Annotated in this window: 24 protein-coding genes; 8 read left to right on the forward strand and 16 right to left on the reverse strand. The window is 38.9% G+C overall.

Features of this window, described 5'->3' with window-relative positions; translation table 11 throughout:
* Positions 1 to 40: 40 nt before the first annotated feature.
* The 7 genes from hisD to AC07WY_RS17845 all read right to left on the reverse strand — a co-directional run bounded on the left by hisD (position 41) and on the right by AC07WY_RS17845 (position 6558).
* Complete coding sequence (gene hisD / locus AC07WY_RS17815; RefSeq protein ID WP_081401076.1) at positions 41 to 1342, reverse strand: histidinol dehydrogenase; 1302 nt, start codon at positions 1340 to 1342, stop codon at positions 41 to 43.
* Between the two features lie 128 nt (positions 1343 to 1470).
* Positions 1471 to 2133: a DUF4272 domain-containing protein gene (locus tag AC07WY_RS17820; protein WP_494736859.1), complete on the reverse strand. Its 663-nt coding sequence runs from the start codon at positions 2131 to 2133 to the stop codon at positions 1471 to 1473.
* Between the two features lie 102 nt (positions 2134 to 2235).
* The gene (gene hisG, locus AC07WY_RS17825) at positions 2236 to 2931 is read right to left on the reverse strand and encodes an ATP phosphoribosyltransferase (protein ID WP_004723724.1); all 696 of its coding nucleotides are present in this window, start codon (positions 2929 to 2931) and stop codon (positions 2236 to 2238) included.
* Between the two features lie 4 nt (positions 2932 to 2935).
* Positions 2936 to 4195, reverse strand: a complete 1260-nt coding sequence (gene murA / locus AC07WY_RS17830) for a UDP-N-acetylglucosamine 1-carboxyvinyltransferase (protein WP_494736860.1) — start codon at positions 4193 to 4195, stop codon at positions 2936 to 2938.
* Between the two features lie 6 nt (positions 4196 to 4201).
* On the reverse strand, positions 4202 to 4453 hold the full coding sequence (gene ibaG, locus AC07WY_RS17835) for a BolA family iron metabolism protein IbaG (RefSeq protein WP_004723729.1): 252 nt from the start codon (positions 4451 to 4453) through the stop codon (positions 4202 to 4204).
* A gap of 136 nt (positions 4454 to 4589) precedes the next feature.
* Positions 4590 to 4931, reverse strand: coding sequence for a ribosome hibernation-promoting factor, HPF/YfiA family (hpf, locus tag AC07WY_RS17840; RefSeq protein ID WP_034613825.1), 342 nt, complete (start codon positions 4929 to 4931; stop codon positions 4590 to 4592).
* A gap of 178 nt (positions 4932 to 5109) precedes the next feature.
* Positions 5110 to 6558, reverse strand: coding sequence for an RNA polymerase factor sigma-54 (locus AC07WY_RS17845; protein WP_034613871.1), 1449 nt, complete (start codon positions 6556 to 6558; stop codon positions 5110 to 5112).
* A gap of 523 nt (positions 6559 to 7081) precedes the next feature.
* On the opposite strand from AC07WY_RS17845, the gene AC07WY_RS17850 reads away from it, so the two are divergent.
* From AC07WY_RS17850 to AC07WY_RS17865, 4 genes are all read left to right on the forward strand, one after another.
* On the forward strand, positions 7082 to 7993 hold the full coding sequence (locus AC07WY_RS17850; RefSeq protein WP_151801550.1) for an amino acid ABC transporter substrate-binding protein: 912 nt from the start codon (positions 7082 to 7084) through the stop codon (positions 7991 to 7993).
* 91 nt (positions 7994 to 8084) lie between these two features.
* Positions 8085 to 8927 carry an amino acid ABC transporter permease gene (locus AC07WY_RS17855; protein WP_004817649.1) on the forward strand — a complete coding sequence of 281 codons (843 nt, stop codon included), beginning with the start codon at positions 8085 to 8087 and terminating at the stop codon, positions 8925 to 8927.
* Positions 8928 to 8929: 2 nt separating this feature from the next.
* On the forward strand, positions 8930 to 9607 hold the full coding sequence (locus AC07WY_RS17860) for an amino acid ABC transporter permease (RefSeq protein ID WP_004723739.1): 678 nt from the start codon (positions 8930 to 8932) through the stop codon (positions 9605 to 9607).
* 13 nt (positions 9608 to 9620) lie between these two features.
* Positions 9621 to 10364 carry an amino acid ABC transporter ATP-binding protein gene (locus AC07WY_RS17865; RefSeq protein ID WP_034613818.1) on the forward strand — a complete coding sequence of 248 codons (744 nt, stop codon included), beginning with the start codon at positions 9621 to 9623 and terminating at the stop codon, positions 10362 to 10364.
* A 79-nt stretch (positions 10365 to 10443) separates the two neighbouring features.
* Here the strand turns inward: AC07WY_RS17865 and AC07WY_RS17870 are convergent, their stop codons facing one another.
* From AC07WY_RS17870 to AC07WY_RS17885, 4 genes are all read right to left on the reverse strand, one after another.
* Complete coding sequence (locus AC07WY_RS17870) at positions 10444 to 11118, reverse strand: DUF799 domain-containing protein (RefSeq protein ID WP_419336591.1); 675 nt, start codon at positions 11116 to 11118, stop codon at positions 10444 to 10446.
* Positions 11115 to 11492, reverse strand: coding sequence for a DUF4810 domain-containing protein (locus AC07WY_RS17875; RefSeq protein ID WP_494736861.1), 378 nt, complete (start codon positions 11490 to 11492; stop codon positions 11115 to 11117). Before AC07WY_RS17875 ends, AC07WY_RS17870 begins: the two co-directional genes overlap by 4 nt.
* A 10-nt stretch (positions 11493 to 11502) precedes the next feature.
* The gene (locus AC07WY_RS17880; RefSeq protein WP_262086837.1) at positions 11503 to 12174 is read right to left on the reverse strand and encodes a CsgG/HfaB family protein; all 672 of its coding nucleotides are present in this window, start codon (positions 12172 to 12174) and stop codon (positions 11503 to 11505) included.
* Positions 12175 to 12306: 132 nt separating this feature from the next.
* Positions 12307 to 12930 (reverse strand): LysE family translocator, encoded by a 624-nt coding sequence (locus AC07WY_RS17885; RefSeq protein ID WP_494736862.1) that lies wholly within the window; start codon positions 12928 to 12930, stop codon positions 12307 to 12309.
* Between the two features lie 399 nt (positions 12931 to 13329).
* Between AC07WY_RS17885 and AC07WY_RS17890 the strand changes: the two genes are divergently transcribed.
* A complete protein-coding gene (locus AC07WY_RS17890; protein ID WP_494736863.1) occupies positions 13330 to 14949 on the forward strand; it encodes an oleate hydratase in 1620 nt (539 codons plus the stop codon).
* Between the two features lie 89 nt (positions 14950 to 15038).
* Here AC07WY_RS17890 and AC07WY_RS17895 read toward each other — a convergent pair whose 3' ends face one another.
* The 5 genes from AC07WY_RS17895 to AC07WY_RS17915 all read right to left on the reverse strand — a co-directional run bounded on the left by AC07WY_RS17895 (position 15039) and on the right by AC07WY_RS17915 (position 18184).
* Complete coding sequence (locus AC07WY_RS17895) at positions 15039 to 15212, reverse strand: NF038215 family lipoprotein (RefSeq protein WP_004817658.1); 174 nt, start codon at positions 15210 to 15212, stop codon at positions 15039 to 15041.
* A 104-nt stretch (positions 15213 to 15316) separates the two neighbouring features.
* Positions 15317 to 15877 carry a hypothetical protein gene (locus AC07WY_RS17900; RefSeq protein WP_494736877.1) on the reverse strand — a complete coding sequence of 187 codons (561 nt, stop codon included), beginning with the start codon at positions 15875 to 15877 and terminating at the stop codon, positions 15317 to 15319.
* 59 nt (positions 15878 to 15936) lie between these two features.
* Complete coding sequence (locus AC07WY_RS17905) at positions 15937 to 16698, reverse strand: class I SAM-dependent methyltransferase (RefSeq protein WP_494736864.1); 762 nt, start codon at positions 16696 to 16698, stop codon at positions 15937 to 15939.
* A 99-nt stretch (positions 16699 to 16797) separates the two neighbouring features.
* On the reverse strand, positions 16798 to 17442 hold the full coding sequence (locus AC07WY_RS17910; protein ID WP_494736865.1) for a hypothetical protein: 645 nt from the start codon (positions 17440 to 17442) through the stop codon (positions 16798 to 16800).
* A gap of 70 nt (positions 17443 to 17512) precedes the next feature.
* On the reverse strand, positions 17513 to 18184 hold the full coding sequence (locus AC07WY_RS17915) for a D-Ala-D-Ala carboxypeptidase family metallohydrolase (RefSeq protein ID WP_494736866.1): 672 nt from the start codon (positions 18182 to 18184) through the stop codon (positions 17513 to 17515).
* 209 nt (positions 18185 to 18393) lie between these two features.
* Here AC07WY_RS17915 and AC07WY_RS17920 point away from each other — a divergent pair, with 209 nt between their 5' ends.
* The 3 genes from AC07WY_RS17920 (at position 18394) to AC07WY_RS17930 (ending at position 21809) form a co-directional block, all read left to right on the forward strand.
* Positions 18394 to 18942: a TetR/AcrR family transcriptional regulator gene (locus tag AC07WY_RS17920; RefSeq protein WP_239044984.1), complete on the forward strand. Its 549-nt coding sequence runs from the start codon at positions 18394 to 18396 to the stop codon at positions 18940 to 18942.
* A gap of 11 nt (positions 18943 to 18953) precedes the next feature.
* Positions 18954 to 20606, forward strand: coding sequence for an MFS transporter (locus AC07WY_RS17925; protein WP_004817668.1), 1653 nt, complete (start codon positions 18954 to 18956; stop codon positions 20604 to 20606).
* A gap of 75 nt (positions 20607 to 20681) precedes the next feature.
* A complete protein-coding gene (locus AC07WY_RS17930) occupies positions 20682 to 21809 on the forward strand; it encodes an HlyD family secretion protein (RefSeq protein WP_034613784.1) in 1128 nt (375 codons plus the stop codon).
* Positions 21810 to 21969 lie beyond the last annotated feature (160 nt).

Below are 21969 nucleotides of genomic sequence, written 5' to 3' on the forward strand. Positions count from 1 at the left end.
AAGGGAGAAGGATTTTTACGGATACTGGGCCATTGGTGAATTACTGATAACGATATCTTGCTGATCGGGCATGCGCATCTAAATTTTCTTGTTGTGCAAGAATATCTGCGGCCTTGGCAAGCGATTTTACCCCTTGCTCAGAACACATAATCAAACTTGAACGTTTTTGAAAATCATAAACACCCAAAGGTGATGAAAAGCGTGCTGTACCAGAAGTAGGCAGGACATGGTTAGGTCCCGCACAATAATCACCAATCGCTTCTGGTGTATAGCGCCCCATAAAGATTGCACCTGCATGGCGAATACTTTCTGACATCTGCTCAGCGTCATCTAAGCACAATTCCAAATGCTCAGGCGCAACTTGATTAATCAAATCAATGGCTTCTTGACGATCTTTAACCAAGACCAAAGCACCACGATTTGCAATCGAAGTTCGTGCAATTTCAGCTTTGGGTAGTGCAGCCAAATGTTCTTCAATGGCCTGCTCGACATCATTTAACAGCTGTTCATCAGGCGTAATAAAAATCGCTTGCGCAACCGTATCATGTTCAGCTTGTGACAAAACATCCATTGCCAACCATTTAGGATCATTATGACCTTCTGCATAAACCAAAATTTCTGAAGGCCCTGCAATCATGTCAATACCGACTTGACCAAAAACAGCACGTTTTGCCGCAGCAACGAAACGGTTACCCGGTCCTGTAATTTTATCCACTGCTGGAATCGTTTCTGTTCCATAAGCAAGTGCGGCAACTGCTTGCGCACCGCCAATTGTAAACACACGACTTACGCCTGCTAAATAAGCAGCTGCCAATACCAAAGGATTTAAATCACCATTTGGCGCAGGTACCACCATAATAATTTCTGCTACCCCAGCCACATGCGCAGGTAAAGCATTCATCAGCACAGAGGACGGATAAGAAGCTAAACCACCTGGAACGTAAATACCAACACGGTCTAAAGGGGTGACTTTTTGACCAAGGGTATTTCCTAATTCATCCACATAAGACCAACCGTCTTGTTTTTGCGCCTGATGAAATGAACGAACCCGATTGGCCGCCAATTCCAAAGCTTCACGTACTTCTACGGTTAAACCTTCAAATGCAACTTTAAGTTGTTCTTGTGTCAGTTCTAAATCTGAAAATTGATGCGCTGGATGTCGATCGAACTGTTGAGTGAGTTTAAGTACATGTGCATCGCCATGTTGACGCACATCTGCAATAATTTGGTCTACTGTTTTTAAAAGCTCAGGATCACTCACTGTTTCAAAAGCTAACAAGTCAGCAAAGACTTGTTTAAAGTTCTGCTCTTGAGTCGATAAACGTCGCATCAATTTACCCACAAGGTTGTTTAGGAAAGATTTAGTTTACCTTGTTTTGAGTATCTTGTGGGCGACATCACCTCAACATTTCAACTTACTTTAATAGGAAAGTTTGATTGCAAATCACTTTTGACACAGCAAACTTTTATTTAGGTGCTCACATCTGGGTGATCCCAATCACTATCTGCCTGAATCAGCCAGTTCAATGCACCATGCCGTTCCACAACAATAGATGAATTTAAATTTTCAGGTGCATCCTGTTGCTTTAAACGCGCATTTACACATGCCCAATCATAACGATAAATTAAATCAGCCTGATCTAAAATTTCTTCGCTATCCCGCAATTGTACTTTGGTCATAAATTCTGCAAAGGTATCGCATGACGATACGGCTTGAATGGCAAAATCACAATCAACGATATCTGCTGGATAACTCAATTCATCCACAATCCCCAAAGCCCATAACAATACCCAATAGGCTTCATATTTCCACACCATATTGATGATATCTTGTGCTGAAGCCTCACGCTTTAAAATTGCCTGTTCTTTCTCGGTTAAAGCATCTAGCACCTGCATTTTCTTCAAAATATCAAATACAAATAGCTGTGTTTCATCATCATATTGATCATTATTCAAATCACAAGCGACTTGAATCACCCACAAACAAGCAATCGCGCGTTTTGCAATCTGTTCTGCACTGCGCGCTTGCACGTCTTCAGCAGCTTCGATCACAGGTAACCAGTCAATATAAGGAATTGAATACTTTTTAAGTTTTAAAATAGATTGTTCTTTGCGCTGTTGAGGTGTTTTCATAAACTCTTTTTTTTAAATCATGGATGGTTATTTTTTAACATAAATTGCAAAAAAAAACCGCCTAAAATTAGACGGCATCTTTATCGAACAAACATGAATGAATTAATTGCTCTTTTGACGCTCTTCTACTGCTTTTTCAAGCTGAGTAAGAATTGGATTTAATAAAGTTTGCTTACGCTTAAAGCTGGCTTTATTGACAATTAAACGTGAAGAGACTTTACAGATTTCTTCCAGAGGCTCTAGACCATTGGCACGCAAAGTATTCCCCGTATCCACCACATCGACAATATAATCACCCAAACCAACCAATGGGGCTAATTCCATTGAGCCGTAAAGTTTAATCACATCAACTTGCTCACCTAAGCTTGCATAATATTGACGAGTTAAATTTACATACTTGGTGGCAATTTTTAAACGACCTTTAGGACGAACCATGCCCACTTTACCAGCTGTCATTAATTTACAATTGGCAATCTTTAAATCCAATGGTTCATAGACATTTTGAGCGCCATGTTCCATCAACACATCTTTACCCGCTACACCAATATCCGCAGCGCCATTCTCAACATAGGTTGGCACATCAGAAGCACGCAAGATTAAAATACGAACGGATTTGTGTGTGGTTGGAAAAATTAACTTACGAGATTTATCAGGATCTTCCAATAAGTTAATTCCAGCAGTTTCAAGTAAAGGCAACGTTTCTTTTAAAATACGCCCTTTACTCAATGCCAAAGTTAAACCATGATCAAAATTGCCCATTACGTCAAAGTTTGGATCATCGTTTCTCATATCGCTCATTAACTTACTCGCTCACTCGCTTAATTTGGGCACCTAGACCTTGTAACTTTGCTTCGATATCTTCATAACCACGATCAATATGATAAATACGATCGATGATGGTTTCCCCTTCAGCAGCTAAAGCAGCCAAAACTAAAGAAAACGAAGCACGTAGATCAGTTGCCATAACAGGTGCAGCAGATAATTTTTCCACACCTGTAACTACAGCATCATTGCCTTCAACCTGAATATTTGCGCCCATACGTGCTAATTCAGGTACATGCATAAAACGATTTTCAAAAATCGTTTCAGAAATTGTTGCAAAACCACGCCCAATGGCATTTACCGCCATGATCTGTGCTTGCATATCTGTTGGAAATTCTGGATGTGGCAAGGTACGGAAGCTGACAGCTTTCGGACGTTTCCCCAGCATATCCAATTCGATCCAATCTTCACCGCGTGTGACTTCTGCACCCATTTCTTCAAATTTATCTAAAACAGATTCAAGAAGATTTGGATCAGTATGTGTGGTTTTAACCTTACCGCCCGTAATTGCTGCCGCCGCCAAATATGAACCGGTTTCAATACGGTCAGCAACCACTGAATATTCACAGCCATGCAGACTTTCAACACCAGTGACCACTAAGGTATCTGTGTCTAAACCTTCAATTTTTGCACCCATTTTAATAAGCATTAGTGCAAGGTCTGTAATTTCAGGTTCGCGCGCAGCATTACGAATTGTTGTAATACCCTCTGCCAATACTGCTGCAGTTAAAATATTTTCAGTCCCACCGACAGTCACCATATCAAAGATGACTTCACCACCTTTTAAACGACCATCCACTTTGGCGTGAACATAACCTGCTTCGACCTCAATTTGTGCACCCAAAGCTTCTAGGGCTTTTAAATGCTGATCAACAGGGCGTGAACCAATCGCACACCCACCAGGAAGTGAAACTTTTGCACTACCATAGCGCGCCAACAGTGGGCCAAGCACCAAAATAGATGCACGCATGGTTTTAACCAGTTCATAAGGTGCGAACTGATTATCCAATGTAGAGGTATCTGCGATAACCGTTTCGCCCTCATAACTCATGGTGATACCTAAACCACCAATCAGCTTAACTAAAGTGCGAACGTCTTTTAGATCTGGAACATTTTTTAATGTAATTGGTGTATCTGCAAGAATCATTGCAGCCAATAAAGGTAAAGCCGCATTTTTCGCACCAGAAATACGAACTTCACCTTCGAGTTTTACACCACCTTGAATGACAAATTTATCCATTGACGCTTAAGCTCCAAACATACTGGCTTTGCGCCATTCTTCTTTAGTCATTGCACGAATAGTTACCGCATGTACCTCACCACTGGCAATATAAGAATTAAGTGGCGCGTAAACAGCTTGTTGACGAGGAACAGGACGTTTCCCTTCAAACTGATTGTCGACAATACGGAGGTCAAATTTACCTGCTTGTCCACTGACAGCAACTTCAGCATCAGGAAAAGCTGCTTTTAAGATTTCAGTGAGCTGTTCACTATTCATTGCATCGACCTCTTATAGGACTGACAGTGTAAAAACGGGATATTTTACTATAACTCACCGAAATAATTCATTAACTTGTACAAAAAATATAGATAAAAAAAAGAGGTCTTTTCAACCTCTTTTAAAAATATCAATTTTATGTCGCTAAAACTTCCATTGGTTGATAATCCAACTGCATTTTTCGATGCTTATCTAATTGCCTTTTTAATTTATCTGTCAATTTTGTAATCGCATTATACATATCATCAGCGCTCGCTTGGGCGAAAAGCTCTATCCCTGGCAAACGAACAATTGCCTCAGCAATATGATTTGCACTGCCTTTTTTTGATCTTTTATCCAATTGATGATCTTTACTCAGCTTGACCTGCATACTATTGACCTGATCAATATGCTTGGTCATCTGGGCAAATCGATCTCGAATATTTTCTTCTATTGCTGGTGTAATACTTAAGTGATGTCCACGGATTGTAATTTGCATAGCTTTATCCCTCTCCTTATATAGGAATATGAAAGTCATAACCCAAACGATCTCATGACAGCATTCACCAAGGAAAAACTGTGCTCAATATCATGCAATCATTTAAGTTACTCCAAAAGACAAAAAGCGATTCATTATTTCGTCATAATGAACAATTAGAATAGCCACACTTTAAAATTTAGATCAACACTTTTCGGTCAGATGAAGACGGAATATGTAACGATTCACGATATTTTGCGACTGTCCGTCGTGCCACATCTATCCCCTCTTCTTTTAATAAATTGGCAATTGTATTGTCTGACAACGGCTTACGTGGGTTTTCATCTGCAACAAGCTTTTTGATTTTTGCTCGAATGGCTGTTGACGATGCTTCTCCTCCAGAAGTTGTTCCAACATGGCTAGAAAAGAAATATTTCAGCTCAAATAGACCACGAGGTGTCAGTAAAAACTTATTGGTGGTGACACGGGAAACTGTTGACTCATGCAATTCAACTTCTTCTGCAACATCTCGCAAGACCAAAGGTTTCATTCCTTCAGCACCGATTTCTAAAAACTCACGTTGATGTTGCACAATGCAACTTGCGACTTTTAATAAAGTTTTATGACGCTCATCAACACTTTTAATAAAGTTTTTCGCTTCAAGCATTTGATTGCGTAAATACTGGTTATCGTCACTTTGATCAGCACGTTTAATCATGCCTGAATAAAATGAGTTAATTCGAAGTTTTGGTAAAATATCTGGGTTCAGTTGAACATACCAATGGTCATTTTTCTTAGACACCACCACATCAGGAATTTGATAATCTGATTCTTTTTGCTCAAATTCAGCACCCGGATAAGGTTTAAGGGTTTTCAATAAATCAATTGCTGACTTTAATAACTCAGCATTTAAACCCGTTTGCTTAATCAGTTTATTCAAGTCATTACTGACCAAAAGCTCATAATGTTTCAACAACATTAGCGCTTCTTTCCTAAACAGTGTAGTGGTAGCTAAAGCCTCAATTTGTACAAAAAGACATTCTGCAAGACTACGAGCACCAATACCAATCGGTTCTAAGCGTTGGATATGTTTTAAAACAACCAAAACCTCATCCTCTTCAACCTCAATGTCATAATCCATTTGTTGTAGTAGATGCTGTACTGAGCTAACAATTTCTTCAATATCGGCAGCCAAAAATCCTTTTTCATCTAAAGCATCGACAATGCAATATGCAATTAACTTATCCACTGGAGAAAAATGCAATAAATTGACTTGCCCCAACATATGTTCTTTTAATGATGCTTCTGAATGACGATTGTCTTCCCGATCCTCAAACTCAGGGCGCTCCATTGCAGTTGATTGATGGGTATAGACATCATCCCAATCTGTATCTACAGGCAGCTCATCGGGTAAATGGTTGGCATTTAAAGAATCTGAAAGCTCATATTCTTGTTGTTCTTGTTTTACATTTTCAGGGCTTTCATGTGTCTCTTCTTCAACTTTTTCAAGCAAAGGATTACTATCAAGTTGAATTTGAATTTCTTGCTCAAGCTCCAAACTCGATAATTGCAGTAATCGAATGGCTTGTTGCAGTTGTGGCGTAAGCGACAACGAATTTGCAACTTTTAATCCAACCGATAACTTCATACCCATAATTCCCACACTGTATTATTTCATTTCATCTTATGTGAATAAGCAATGCAAAATTCATGCCTATTGATTTTTTATATCACAGGAAATGGTTTAGGACTAGTAAAAAAAATGAATACCTTACATAAAAATGTTTGTTATTTATCAATTAAAGGTAAATTTCAATTATGTCGTTTTTTTATTCAATTTTTAAAAAAGACCTTCGATCCAGATCTGTTGAAATAGTCATCAATTATATAAATAGAGATTTAAAACCTATAAGCAAAAATAAATGGCTTTAGGGCTATTTATTTCAAAATATTTAAATAAAATAGGTTCCACTTTGTGAGACCAGTCACATTTCTAGTTTGTGAAATTTATTATTTTTATCCTTTACTTATTGGAATAGTGAGTATAAAAATAATGATATAAAGAAATATGATGAATCGTAGTTTCAAGGAAAAGGTTTGGCACGATAACTGCTTAATTTTAGAAACGAGCGGCTTAAACTGCCAAAAAAATCATGTAATGGAGAACTCAAATGACACTATCTACAAAAACACTATCAAAAAAAGTTTTAACCACAGCGCTTGGTGTACTTATGGCTGGCGGTGCTTTTTCACAGGTTCAAGCAGCAGATACATTAGCAAAGATCAAACAATCAGGGAAAGTGATCATTGGTTACCGTGAGTCATCTGATCCGATTTCCTATGTGATTGGTGGTAAACCAATGGGATACGCTGTTGATATTTGTAATAACTTTGCCAATGAGCTGAAAAAAACGCTCAAGATGCCAAATCTTAAAGTTGAATATAAAGCGGTTACCTCTTCTACGCGTATTCCAGAAATGTTGGCAGGTAATATCGATATGGAGTGTGGTACAACGACAAACTCTGTTCAACGCCAACAACAAGTGAGCTTCTCAACCAACTATTATGCAACAGAAGTACGCATGGCAGTTAAAGCCAATGCACCAATTAAAACAATCGCCGATTTAAATGGTAAAGCAGTTGTGACCACCCAAGGGACGACATCTGACAAATACATCAAAATGGGTGAGAAAGGCGAAAAAGTCAATGTAAACAACGTTTACGGTAAAGACCACTCAGACTCATTTGCCATGGTCGCTTCTGGCCGTGCTGCAGCATTTGTGATGGATGACAATATTCTTGCAGGGTTAATTGCAAAATCATCAAATCCAAAAGACTTTAAAATTGTAGGTCCAGTACTTTCTTCTGAGCCGTACGGCATTATGTTACCGAAAGGCGATGCGGCGTATAAAGCAATCGCAGATAAAACAGTAACAACAATGTGGAAAAATGGTCAAATGGCGGCGCTATATAAAAAATGGTTCCAGTCACCAATCGCACCTAAAAATGTCAATTTAAATATGCCAATGAGCTCATCATATTTAAAGCTTAAAGCCAATCCTACGGATGCTGGTATTAACTAATAATGTAGTTTAAAACAACGGTTTATAGATCAGATTAGGTTTAAAGTCTGGTCTATAAATTTTTATAAAATTAAAAATACAAGGAGCACACATGTCCGTAGGCTCACTTAACTGGACAGCATATTGTCTCCCCTCGAATGAATATAGTCTTGATAAAGCTGCATGGGCTGAATCTGTCTGTAAAGCGATTGGTGGTGAAAGTTACTCCCCTGTTGCAGATGCACCAACCTGGCTACAACTCCTAGGCTCAGGTGTTTGGACCATGGTCTGGACCGCGATTGCTGCATTTTTCATTGCATTTCTTCTTGGTTCTCTGATCGGAATTTTACGTACATTACCCAATAAACCACTTTCATTTATTGGTACTTGCTATGTCGAACTTTTCCGAAATATCCCGCTGATCGTACAACTATTTTTCTGGGCATTCGTATTCCCACAATTACTACCACTCAGCTTAAGTACTGGTAGTGGAGAGATGGTTAATGGTGGCTGGTGGCAAAATATTCTCAATGATAATCCCGCAGTGGTTGGGGTGTTTGCACTCGGTCTATACACCGCAGCACGTATCGCTGAACAAGTGCGCTCAGGCATTAATACGGTTTCAAATGGACAAAAAAATGCGGCTTTTGCAATTGGTTTAAATCAAAGCCAAAGCTATCGCTATGTCATTCTGCCTGTCGCTTATCGTATTGTTTGGCCAACACTTACCTCTGAAGCAATGAATATTTTCAAAAACTCTGCTGTACTGTATGCGCTGAGTGTTTTGAACTTCTTTGCTTATACCAAAACCATGCGTGAAGAAACATCCCAAGATATTGTTATTCTTATTCTTTCGACACCAGTTTACTTAGTCATTACCTATACCATTAAGTTGATCATGGCTTGGATTGAAAAACGTATGGCTGTTCCTGGTCTAGGCTCGGGGGGTAAATAGTCATGGATTTTAGTATTTTACAAAATCAAGATGTTATTCAAACGCTGATCGCAGGGTTTAAATTTACCGTTACGGTGACGATTTTATCAATTATTGGCGGGATTCTGATTGGCACACCTTTGGCCATGATGCGTTTATCCAACAATAAAGTTGCCAGTAATTTTGCTAAAGTTTATGTCGATTTCTTCCGTGGTGTACCACTGATTCAAGTGATCTTCATTTTCTATTTCTTATTGCCAAAGATTTTTGAGTTTCAGTCAGATACCTATTATGGCCCACTGTTTTCAAGTGTGGTGACCTTTGCAATTTTTGAAGCTGCATTCTTTTCAGAAATTGTCCGTTCAGGGATTCAGTCTGTTTCTAAAGGTCAGGTCAATGCAGGTTATGCACTTGGTTTCACCTATGGACAAACCATGTCCAATGTAGTGTTGCCACAAGCTTTTAGAAACATGCTACCTGTCATTTTGACTCAATCTATCGTACTTTTCCAAGACGTATCCTTAGTTTACGTGATTAGTGCGCCAGACTTCTTGGGCAATGCCAATACCTTAGCAAATACCTACGGTGCTGAAACCAAAGCAACTTTCTACCTAATTGTAGCTGTTGTTTACTTCTGTATCTCCTTTGCGCTTTCACGACTTGTGAAGCGTTTACATCAAAAAATAGCAATAATTCGATAATTGGAGAATCAATATGCCAATGATAGAAATACAACATATCTCAAAATGGTATGGAGATTTTCAAGTTCTTACAGATTGCACCACTTCAATTGAAAAAGGTGAAGTTGTCGTGGTATGTGGACCTTCTGGTTCTGGTAAATCCACACTGATTAAAACTGTAAATGCATTAGAACCATTCCAAGAAGGGAATATTGTTGTGGATGGAACAGCCTTAAAAGATTCAAAAACTGATTTGGCAAAATTCCGTTCTCGTGTGGGAATGGTATTCCAGCACTTTGAATTGTTCCCACATATGACTGTTTTGGATAATTTAACCATTGGGCAACTTAAGGTTTTAAATCGTTCTAAAGCAGAGGCTGAGAAAAAAGCGTTGCAATATTTAGATCGCGTTGGTCTGGCAGCTCACAAAAATAAGTTTCCAGGGCAACTGTCTGGTGGTCAGCAACAGCGTGTTGCGATTGCCCGTGGTCTATGTATGGATCCAGTCTGCATGTTATTTGATGAACCTACTTCGGCATTAGACCCTGAAATGGTGGGTGAAGTGCTTGAAGTCATGAGTCAATTGGCAAAAGAAGGCATGACCATGATGTGTGTAACTCATGAGATGGGCTTTGCTCGTAAAGTCTCAAGCCGAGTTATTTTCATGGATCAAGGCAAAATTTTGGAAGACTGTGCAACAAATGACTTCTTTAATAAGCCTGATGAGCGTCATGAAAGAACCAAATTCTTCTTAGACAAGATTTCTATGGTGCACTAATCAGCAATATGCGTTAAACATAAAAACCCCAATTTCTAAATTGGGGTTTTTATTTAATACTCACAAACAATACCAGTGCTTAAGGTTTCACTGCATTTTGGCTAAAGTTTGGCGAACGTGGTCCATATAACAGACCTTTTTGCTGATTTATACTCGGTGAATATAATTGCGAACTTACAGTACTGGATAAAGTATAGGCCTTGTCTGACAGATGATTGGATATTTGATCAACTAAAGCACCAACCAACGCGCCAATCAAACCCGCATTGCTATTATCATTGGCTTGCTGAAGTCGCTGTTCACCTTGCCAAAGTAATGTGCCAGTTTGCAAATCTACAAGTTTGGCTTCTACTGCAACTGCTGCTACAGATTGAATCACCTGATATTTAGAACCATACTCTTTAACTTTAATATATAACGCAGCGTCCGCTCCGAAAATCTCTTTTAACTTTTGCGGAGGAATTGCTTGAGCATCAAATCCATTGGTCACCCCATTCTCTTTAAACATGGTGTCAACAACAGAGATTGGAAATACATAATAACCAGCCTCAGCCACAGGCAATGTTACTGTTGACCAATACCCATAGGTTGCACGTGTATCAGGAGACTCATTGATTGGGGGAAGTACCAAAATCGACTTAGGGATATGCTCACGATATGCTGCTAAATCACGATTCTGCTTAGGTGATACCGCACAACCGGTGAAAAGCATCATCAGTAAACCAAGTACGAATAATTGTTTCATATTTTTCATTTGGGATTTACCTCAGTCGATTGAGTGGTCATTTTCTTCAATAAACGATCCATCAATACGGTTGACTCAGGATAAATTTGGCGCTCTAACTCAAAATACTGAATTGCACGTGGGCCATTTTGAATATTAAGATTTAACAAGCCCAAATGCGCATATAAACCTGGCGGCACTGCGGCATTTTTTGCTTTTGCTTTCTCAACATCTTTTTCAAGCGCTAAAATTTGTTGCTGAGGCGAAGTTTTTTCTGGAACCGCCAGCATTAAATAGGTTTGCTGTGGATATCCGCCCCAACTATATAAAGACTGTGGTCCAGATGCACACCCAACCAAAGTTAACGTTGCAAAAAAGCTTAAAAATAATAAAACCCGTTTCATTTATTCAAACCTATTGTACGGACCACTTATTTGTTTGAATATCTGTGACAAGGTGATTAACCGCTTCGCGTACAGCCAGATCTAAAACCTTACCATTTAAGGTTGAGTCATAAGATGCTGTAGAACCAAAACCTAAAATTTCGCGTTCACTGAGCGCATATTCACCTGCACCCTGCACAGAATGGACAACTTCTGCTGTATTTACATCAACAACATTAATATTGACTTTTGCATAGGCAATTTGAGTTTTACCACGCCCTAATAGCCCAAACAATTGATGGTCACCCACTTCTTTGCGCCCAAATTCAGATACATCCCCAGTGAGCACATAACGTGCGCCCTTAATGGATTGAGATGATTTACCAAAACCAGCCTCTTGTTGCAGCTCTGATAAATTGTCTCGATTTAAGACTGAAAAATATCCTGTTTGTTGCAAGTGCGTTTCTAAAATCGTTTTTGCTTGACCGCCTAAACGATCGACATTATCAGAGAAGATACCGCGCATATAACTTGAGCGGTTATCAAACTTACCAATCGAAACTGCTGTTTTCGCACCTGAATATTTTACCGCTGAAGTCACAGCAGCCACTTGAGGAGCTTGGATGGTTTTAGAGCTTTCAGTGGTAGAACAAGCAGTAAGTACCAAGCCATTTAAGGCAGCAATCAATAATATTTTTTTCAAAATTACATCTCTCTAAGGTCTAAACCATTATAATGAATAAATATATAACACAAACTAAACATACTGTTAATTAGTTTTTAACAAATAAGATCTGCTAATAAAACCCATGACCATTTTTACTCGTAAAAACAATCATTTCATACCAAAAATCAACTTTAAACCGAGTAAGGTCATGACACCACCCGCGACTCGATCGAAGACTTTTTTAAACTTCAAATAAACACGGCGCGGCTTTTCCGCTGAAAGCGCAACAGCAACCAGTGAATACCAGCCAGCATCGATAAAGAAGCACAAGATAGGCAAAACAAAATAAAAATACGTTGGAATTTCTTTGGGTAAAAGCGCAGTAAAAATACTGGCTAAAATAATCGCAATTTTAGGATTACTTAACTGGGTAATTAAACCTAAACGAAACGCTTGTTGATAACTCATCACCGTAGATGAGTCAGATGCCTGTGCCATTGGATCTTTAGCATGTTTAATAATTTTATAAGCCAGCCAAAGTAAATACAGACCACCACAAATTTTTAAAGCTAAATATGCAGAAGGTACAGCCAATAAGATTGCCTGTAATCCCATTACAGCTAAAAAACCAAATAAAGCTGCGCCCATGCCTGTCCCTAAAGCAGTAAACAGACCATGTTTACGAGAAATCGCAATTGAATTTTTAGCCACATAAACAAATGTAGGACCAGGGCTAATTGCGCCTAGCATTAATGCCAATGCAATTGAACCCAAAATCAATAATGATTCCAAGAGACACCCCGACCTAGACTATTTTTAAGAATAGATATTTTACGCCACAACCGATTTTTGAAGATATAAAAATCTTTATTATTTCGCGATTACACTTTTATTCAATGCAAATTCATCAAAATTTCAATCATAAATTTAAGTACACTTGCGCATTATCACCACAAACAGAGCAAACAAATATTTTTAGAGTAAAAACTCAATAAAAAATTTATTTTTCAATATCTTAATTATATCAATAAAATCATCAAGGTATATAAAATATCCTAAAAATCCATAAAATAGACCACATTAATCACAAAAATTAACTTCCATTTTCATGTATTTATAGGCTATAAAAAACCATAATAAAACTATGGTTTTAAATTATCCAAAATCAATATTTATACTCAGGGGTAAAAAATGCACAACAACAAAACCAACCGCTTAGATGCAAGCCAAGCACATTTGTGGATCATTGGCGGTGGAATTGCCGGAATGGCAGCTGCCGCATTTGCCATACGTGATGCCAAAGTACCAGCTAAAAATATTCACATTCTCGAAGAGTTAGACGTCTCAGGTGGTTCAATGGATGGCGGCCATACGCCACATGCTGCACAAGCATGGGTTACCCGTGGCGGGCGGATGCTGACAGATGAAACATATTTATGTCTTTGGGACTTATTTTCGAGTATTCCATCCTTAGAAAATCCTGAAATTTCTGTTCGTGAAGAATGTCGTGAGTTCAATGAGCAAGTCAAAACCCATGCACAAGCCCGTTTAATTAATGCGCAGCATGTAATTTCAGATGCCGCTAAACTGGGTTTAAATACACGCCATCGTGCGCAAATGTTACGCTTATTGGCGGCGAAAGAAGAAAAAATTGGCAGCCGCCGTATTGATGAATTTTTCGATGAGACCTTCTTTGAAACGAACTTTTGGCGTATGTGGCGTACTACATTTGCCTTTCAAAAATGGCACAGTGCAGCAGAACTTCGTCGCTATTTCTTACGCTTTATCCAAGAGTTACCACGTATTCATACCCTCGCTGGGGTAAAAAGAACCAAATACAACCAATATGATTCCATGATTTTGCCGCTACAACGTTGGTTGCTTGAACAAGGCGTAGATGTTCGTTTTGGCAATTATGTGACAGATGCAGACTTTCAAACCGATGAAGCAACCCTAGAACGTCGTGCAACACGCTTGTATGTCAACCTTCCTGAAGGTACTGAGCAAATCAACCTTCAAGAAAATGATCTTGCCATATTTACTTTAGGTTCAATTACAGCAGATTCCCGTTATGCTGGGAATGATGATGTTCCAGCGCTTATTCGTGATCGACTTGATCATGGTTGGACATTATGGGAAACCCTTGCGAAAAAAGCACCTGACTTTGGCCGACCAATGACCTTTTACGGCAACATTGATGAACATAAATGGGAGTCTTTTACACTCACCATGAAAGACGATGTTCTATTAAATCGCATCATTGATTACACAGGTAACCAGCCAGGTACTGGAGCACTGATGACTTGGTTTGAATCTGGTTGGCATTTATCGATTGTGGTGCCAGCTCAACCTCATTTTGCAAATTTACCAGAAGGCACCTTTACCCTCTGGGGCTATGGTTTCCAAATTGATCAAACAGGTGACTACATCAAAAAACCGATGTCACAAGCAACAGGCAATGAAATACTCACTGAACTGATTCTACAACTCGGTTTTGATGACATTCTTGAGCATGTTCTAGCAAATACCATTGTAACAACTGCAATGATGCCTTATGCATCAGCTTTATTTGCTTGCCGTAAGCCTGGTGACCGCCCACAGGTTATTCCACAAGGCTCACAAAACTTCGCATTCTTGGGACAATTTGTTGAAATTGAAGATGATGTGGTTTTTACTGTTGAATATTCTGTTCGTGGTGCCATGATTGCAATTTATGAGTTCTTTGGCGTAGAACGTGAAATTCCTGAGATCTATAATGGATTACTTGATCCTAAAGTCGGACTAAAAGCTTTAGAAACTGTTTTTCATTAATTCATTTAAAATCAACTCGGTTAAATTGAATTAAAACCAAACGAGTGCATCCTCTTTTGATGCACTCGTTTTTATATTTTGAATAAAAATCAGGGTTGTGAATCCACTGAACGAGCACTGAGACGATAATCTTTTTCATACACAGGCATACCTGCGATATGGATTGAACGAACTTCAGTTTTTGTTGGTGTAGGTGGTTTCTTTTCACACCCAGCCAAAAATACTGCAAGTATTACACTCAAACTGATGGATAGCTTTTTCATGGCATCTCCTCCATTTTTTGTTTTATTTATAGTTCGAGCATAACAGTTCTGATTAAAAATACAGCTATTTTTTATTTCAAAAGGTGTCTATCTATAGAAAGTGGCTATACGTCACAAGGATGTATCATTAAAACAGTTTGATCTTCACCATTTTTATTTTTGTAACGGTAGTGAAAGCCACTATTTCCATCAAATTCCATGTCACTAAAATATTGAAAAGCATCTATGCTTACAGACTCAATTTTAGGGTGTTGCTCTGGCTGAAGTTGAATTTTGTTTAAAACTTTCGCGGTAAATGCTTTTTGGAAAATAATCGTAGGCGCATCTTTTAATTCAAATCGAGCGATACACCCAGTGTTTTCATCCACAGCAACAACGTTGTCTAAAGCCTGAACAATCCCTGCCTTCGAGATGAAAAGACTATGATGAACATTAAAGGTATAGCCATAGCTTAAATGCAAGAAATCCTCGGTTTGATTTTCAACATTTAAACCACGCTCCCAATCTACGACCAAGGGCAATCTATAGTCATCGCCTTCATAGAGTACAAAATCACAATGATCATTTGCATCTTCATCGCATGTTTGCTGAATAACTGAAAATTGTCCTATCTTGGCCATTGTGCGATGAATCTGCTCGGCATAACCACTACTGGAATAAGCCATCATGCTAAATAATATCGGAACTATTGTATTGATTATTTTTTTTGACATCAGATTTCTAATCAAGTTTTACTCAATACCAAATATACAGCTTCACTGGTAAATGTGCCATCTTGCTGAATCTGATAATACTGTTGTACTTGATCAGCGGCTTTGGACTGCAAATAGCGAATGGTATGGATACCCTCTACTGGTGTTTGCATACGCTCCACCCAACTTTGAAAATTTAACTGTAAACTTTGCTTTTCAATGATTTCTATCTTAAAGCCTGCTTGTTCTGCGATTTTTACCCATTCCGCCAAACTATAATTTCGAACATGGCTTGGATCGCGAATGGTTTCTATGGTCTGAATAAAGGTGTCTAAAATTGGATTAGAATTGCCAATAATATCAAATAGGATCACTTTGCCATCAGCACGTAATACACGATAAATTTCATCAATCGCTTGAGTGATACTTTGCCAATGATGCGCAGAATAACGACTGATCACACAATCAAAATGCTCAACAGGAAAATCCAATTGCTCTGCTGCACCAACCTGCCCTATGACATGATCGAATCCCTTTTGTTGAGATTGCGTGGTCACAAGATTGACCATTTCAGGCGTAATATCATAGGCAATTACTTGCTCAGTGAATGCCGCAATCTGATACGTGACATGCCCACCACCACAGCCTAGATCCAAAACTCGTTTGAATTGATGTTGTTGGATTAAATTTTGCATTTTTTCAAACTCAATGCCTTGTGCATGTACTTGGCTATTTAAGTATGCTTCTGATTTATTTTGATATTGTGCCTGATTAACTTGCTGTTGAGTGGTCATTGTCGTGTCCTTGTTGTTGAATAAAACGACAATAGACAACTTAATTCAAAAATAAAAATGATGAATTTTAATAAAATTAATAACTTTATTTTATTTATATTAACTCATAATTACCCGATAATCAGACTGACAAGGGTTTTGAATGATAACATCCTGTACCCCCATCTCGTTTCCGATCTTAATATTATAGTTAAATGAAAAATCACCATTATCCTCAAAATTTGCCGTTGCAGGATAGTTCAGCTTTTTAAATTGCAGCACTTTGTTGTTGAGCACTAAACGTACCCGAAAATCAGGAATGCTATAAAATACCAATGAATTTGGCATATTTTTTAAATTCGACTCAAAAGTTACAAAACAACTTTGCTGCCCATTCATCGCAAGAAAACTACTATAATCTTTTTGTTGGTTTTTATCATTAATCACAGTGAGATTATACTCACTTCCTGTTAGCCCCAACAAAAAACCCATTAAATTTGGATTAAATTGATAAACATTTGCAGTTTTACTCCATTTTTCCATTAATACCTGCTTCTTTCCTTTAGCATCATAGAGTACATAGTCACAACTAGAACCATGCTGAGTGCAAGACTCTTTTTGAATTTTCAGTTTCCCTGCACGCCCTAATACCTCGTATTCAGGGTCAACTTCGACAGCAGCATCAGCTTGCGCAAAAGCAGAATAACTACTGAAAAAAGGCAGAGCAAATAAACAGCCCTTTATTAGGGTCTGTAGACATTTCATAAATAACGTTCCAATCTCTCAGCATTTTTTAATATAGATTCAAGTTCAATTCTTGCCCAAAAATACAATTTTAACTTTTTACACACGGCGAACTTTTCGATTTAAAGTCCTTACCCCAAGTGCGATATCCTTGGGTATCAATATGATAGCGATTATTACCATAAACGCCTAAACCCATTTTATAACTTTTGCCTTCCACTTGCCAAAAATGACACATTTTTTTAAGCAATAATTCGCGATCTTTTTTAATGGTTTCTTTGGGAGATAGCACATGGAAATCGACTGCATAATTACTTAAATGCTTACTTTTTTCAGCCCCACCTATGCATTTATTTAATTCAGGGGCACGATAGATCGCTGAAATCGTATATGTTTTAAAATATTCATTTCGATTTAACTTTTCTACTAATTGCAAACTACTCACTACATTTTTCCAAAAGGCTTTAGGTGGGATGGCAAAACGCTTTGAGTTACACTGTTCCGGCATATAGTTTCGGCTGGTTGTTAGCTCCATCAGACTAGGCGGATGTTTTAAATACTGCGACATAAACTGATAATAATCCGCCAATAATTGGGGATCTTGTTGCGCCTTCCAAAGCTTGAATTGTTGTTCAATCTGTTGATCTGATGATTTTCTTGAATATACGGCCTGATCTGCTTTTTTCTCAGATGGCGTACAGGCATTTAACGCCAATACACCGATGCAGCAGATCGAAATAACAATATTTTTAAAAATTTTCACAATTTCAGCACACTTATTGTTTTATTTTAAAGGGTAAATATTTAGAAATCTAAACCTATTTATACGATTTATTAATCATTGACCTAAGTCATTCTAACCAATCTAATCAACTTTAAAGCTGCTATTTACAAAAATCCACAGAGTTAGTAATTTACAACGGACAAAAATGTCCGTTAAATATCAGAATAAAATTTAATGCAATTTCCCCTATGCGTATACGTCAAAAACAAGCGGCACAAAATCGCGAAGATTTGCTTAATGCTGCACTGAAAATATTCCGTAAACAAGGGATTCGTGCGCCATTACAGCTTGTGATTGATGAAGCTGGCGTTGGACGGGCAACCTTTTATCGTAATTTTAAAGATCGCCGTGAGTTGGTCATCGCCTTGATGGAACAAGCATTAACTCGTCTAGATGAACGGGCAAAAAGCTTTTCAGAATATCCTGATGGTTTAATTCGGTTAATTCGCAATCATGTCGAGAATCTGCCTTATCTCACCGCCTTGATGGAATATTGGCGTGTGATTGATCGTAATGACCCAAGTATGGTGGATATTTATCAACGGCGTGACGCAATTCTTCAACCGCTGATTGATCAAGCCATTGCCCATCATATTTGCCGACCAGATCTTACCCCAAAAGATTATGCGCTAATTACCGGTATTCTAAGAGCTTCCTTTCAAGGGCTAACTGACGAAGAACAAGTTCAACTGGCCACACGTGCAGTTGACTTACTGATTGATGGCATCAAGGCGTAATTGAGGCACTTATGGATAAATCGCCACGTTTACTTGAACCTGCCCCAGATTGGACACCTGAAGAGCGTCCAACCTTACCAGGCTCGCCTGCGGCTATTGCACATCCAACACATAAAAAGCTGATTTATTTTTTTATTGGCCTGTTTGTTGCGATCTCAGGCAGTTTAAGTAATGGTTTTATTACTGCAAATTTACCACTTATTCAGGGTGAATACTCGCTAACGCCTTCGGAAGCTGCATGGATTCCCGCAGCTTATGTGATGGCAAATATTAGTTCCAACATGATTCTGTTTAAAGCTCGGCAACAATATGGGTTACGGCTTTTTTCTGAAATTGGTTTAGTGCTTTTTATTTGTGTGTTGGTGCTACATATCTTTGTGCACACCTTTGAAATGGCATTGTTTGTCCGTGTGATCAGCGGTTTGGTTGCCGCCCCCCTGAGTTCTTTAGGCATGTACTACATCATGCAAGCCTTTAAACGAGAAAACTTTGGGCGAGGAATTTATCTCGCACTGGGCTTTCAACAATTGGGTATTCCGCTGGCATGGATCATTTCCCCATCGCTGGTCGATGTAAATGACTGGATTGTGCTCTATACCTTTGAGCTGGGTTTAGCGATATGTTGTTTGGCTATGGTGGTTTCTTTAAAACTACCACGTAGCTTAAGAATCGAAGTCTTTGAAAAACAGGATTTCTTCACTTTTGCTTTGCTTGCACCTGGCTTTGCCCTGCTATGTATCGTCCTGACCCAAGGCCCAATCCTTTGGTGGTTTGAAGTCAAATGGTTAGGGTATGCCTTAATTGCTGGTTTCAGTCTTATTGTTATCGGACTGACTTATGAACATTACCGTGTCAATCCGCTTATCATTACCCGTTGGCTAGGTTCAGCCACCACACTTAAATTTGTGTTTGGTGCGTTGGCGATTCGCTTGCTTATGTCTGAGCAAAGTTACGCGGCTGTTAACTTTTTAAAAACTATGGGTATGGGGCCTGATCAGTTCGTTACCTTGTATAGCGTGATTTTTCTTGGCATTGTGCTCGGCACCGTTTTTAGCGCCATGACCTTTAAAAGAGAACGCATCTCATGGCACTTGGTCGGTGCTGTAGTCTTGGTTCTTATTGCCTGCGCTTTAGACTATCACCTCACCAGTGATGTTCGACCTGAGAATTTTTACCGCAGCCAATTTATCGTTGGCTTTGCCAGTGGTATGTTTATCGGACCATTGTTGCTGACAGGGATTATTAATGCCTTACAAAAAGGCCCATCACACATGGTCACTTTTGTGGTGTTGTTCTCTGCAACACAAAGCTTTGGGGGTTTAATTGGAAATTCATTCTTTTCAACCTATCAACAATTACGCACCCAAAATTATCGGGCTGAAATTGTCAGTGACTTATCACCAACTGATCCATTGGTGGTGCAACGACTTGCGGCCTATCAGCAAGCAGCCAATAAATATACTTTAGATGCCTCACTTGAACAGAACCAAGCTTATCGCAATTTAAACCAGATTGTGACACGAGAAGCACAAGTGCGTGCCTATAATGATGTGATTGCATTAAATGGAATTTTCGCCATTTTACTGTTGATTTGGAGTAGTTTTAATATTGCTTGGACACGCTATCAACTCAAAAAACAGCAACAGGTCCTCAATAGCAGTTAGACAGATCTCAGGCTATTCCGAAATCAGATGATCCATGATGTCACGCTATGTATTAAAAAATATTTGAGAATTCTTATGTCGCAAGATCAAAAACCAACAGAGCAAGCAGCAGTTACACCACCACAAGCACCTGCAACAGCAGCAGCGCCACCACCATCCAGTAAGCTTATTCCAACAGCGAAAAGAACATTGCTGTTGATGCTCTTGGTCTTGTTGGTGGGGATTGCTGTGATTATGCGCGCATGGAAAATTGGCCCTTTTGATAGCAGCATAGAATCCACCGACAATAGTTATATCAAAGGCAGAACCACAGTTTTATCTTCTCAAATCAATGGTTATGTCAAAGATGTATTGGTGACTGATTTTGACCATGTCAAAAAGGGTCAGCCGTTAATGCATATTGATACCACAACCTATGATCAGAAAGTGACTCAAGCTGAAGCAGGTGTTGATCAGGCCAATACCACTTTAGCCAATCAAACCCAAGCGATTGAACAACGCAAAGCAGATATTGTGGCTGCACAAGCCAAAGTTGAACAAGCCAAAGCAAGTTATGAACTTTCAACAGCACAACTCAATCGTTATCAACAATTGGGAAATACTGGCGCAACCTCTAAAACAGAACAAGACAAAGCAGCTGCGGATGTAAAAAATAATTTAGCCTTACTCAAACAAGCGGAAGCCAATGTATTGGTTGCTCAAGAAGCATTAAAAACAGCTCAAGTGGCTCAATCGGGCTTAAAAGCACAAGTCACCAATGCCAAGGCACAATTTGATCAAGCGGTAACGACAAAAGACTACAGCGTGATTGCAGCACCGATGGATGGACAGTTGGGCGAAGTCACTCCTCGTGTGGGACAATATGTTGCAGCTGGCACCCAGTTAATGTATCTAATTCCGCAACAAACCTGGGTGATTGCCAATTTCAAAGAAACACAAATTGCTGATATGCACATCGGGCAAAAAGCAACATTTACGGTAGATGCTATGAAACATCAAAAATTTACTGGCCGTATTGAACAGATTTCACCTGCTGCTGGTGCTGAGTTTAGTGTGCTTAAGCCTGACAACACCACAGGTAATTTTACCAAGGTCGTACAGCGTATTTCTGTGCGGATTGCTATTGATCCCAATCAAAAAGGTTTAGAATTCTTACGACCGGGGATGTCTGTGGTGACTTCCGTCGATACCAGCACTCAATGATCCGCCTAAGTGAAAAGCTTGCGTTAAAAAGGCTTGAGTTAAAACCTAGAAATTTATCCCCAATAATAGACATGAAACTCAATCAAACCTGTCTTGCTTTACAGGTTTGATTAGAATATCTTGAACAGGCTTAATTCAAAGCAAAGCTACTCATATACCC

Source organism: Acinetobacter sp. GW821-FHT01C12, from assembly GCF_059422625.1.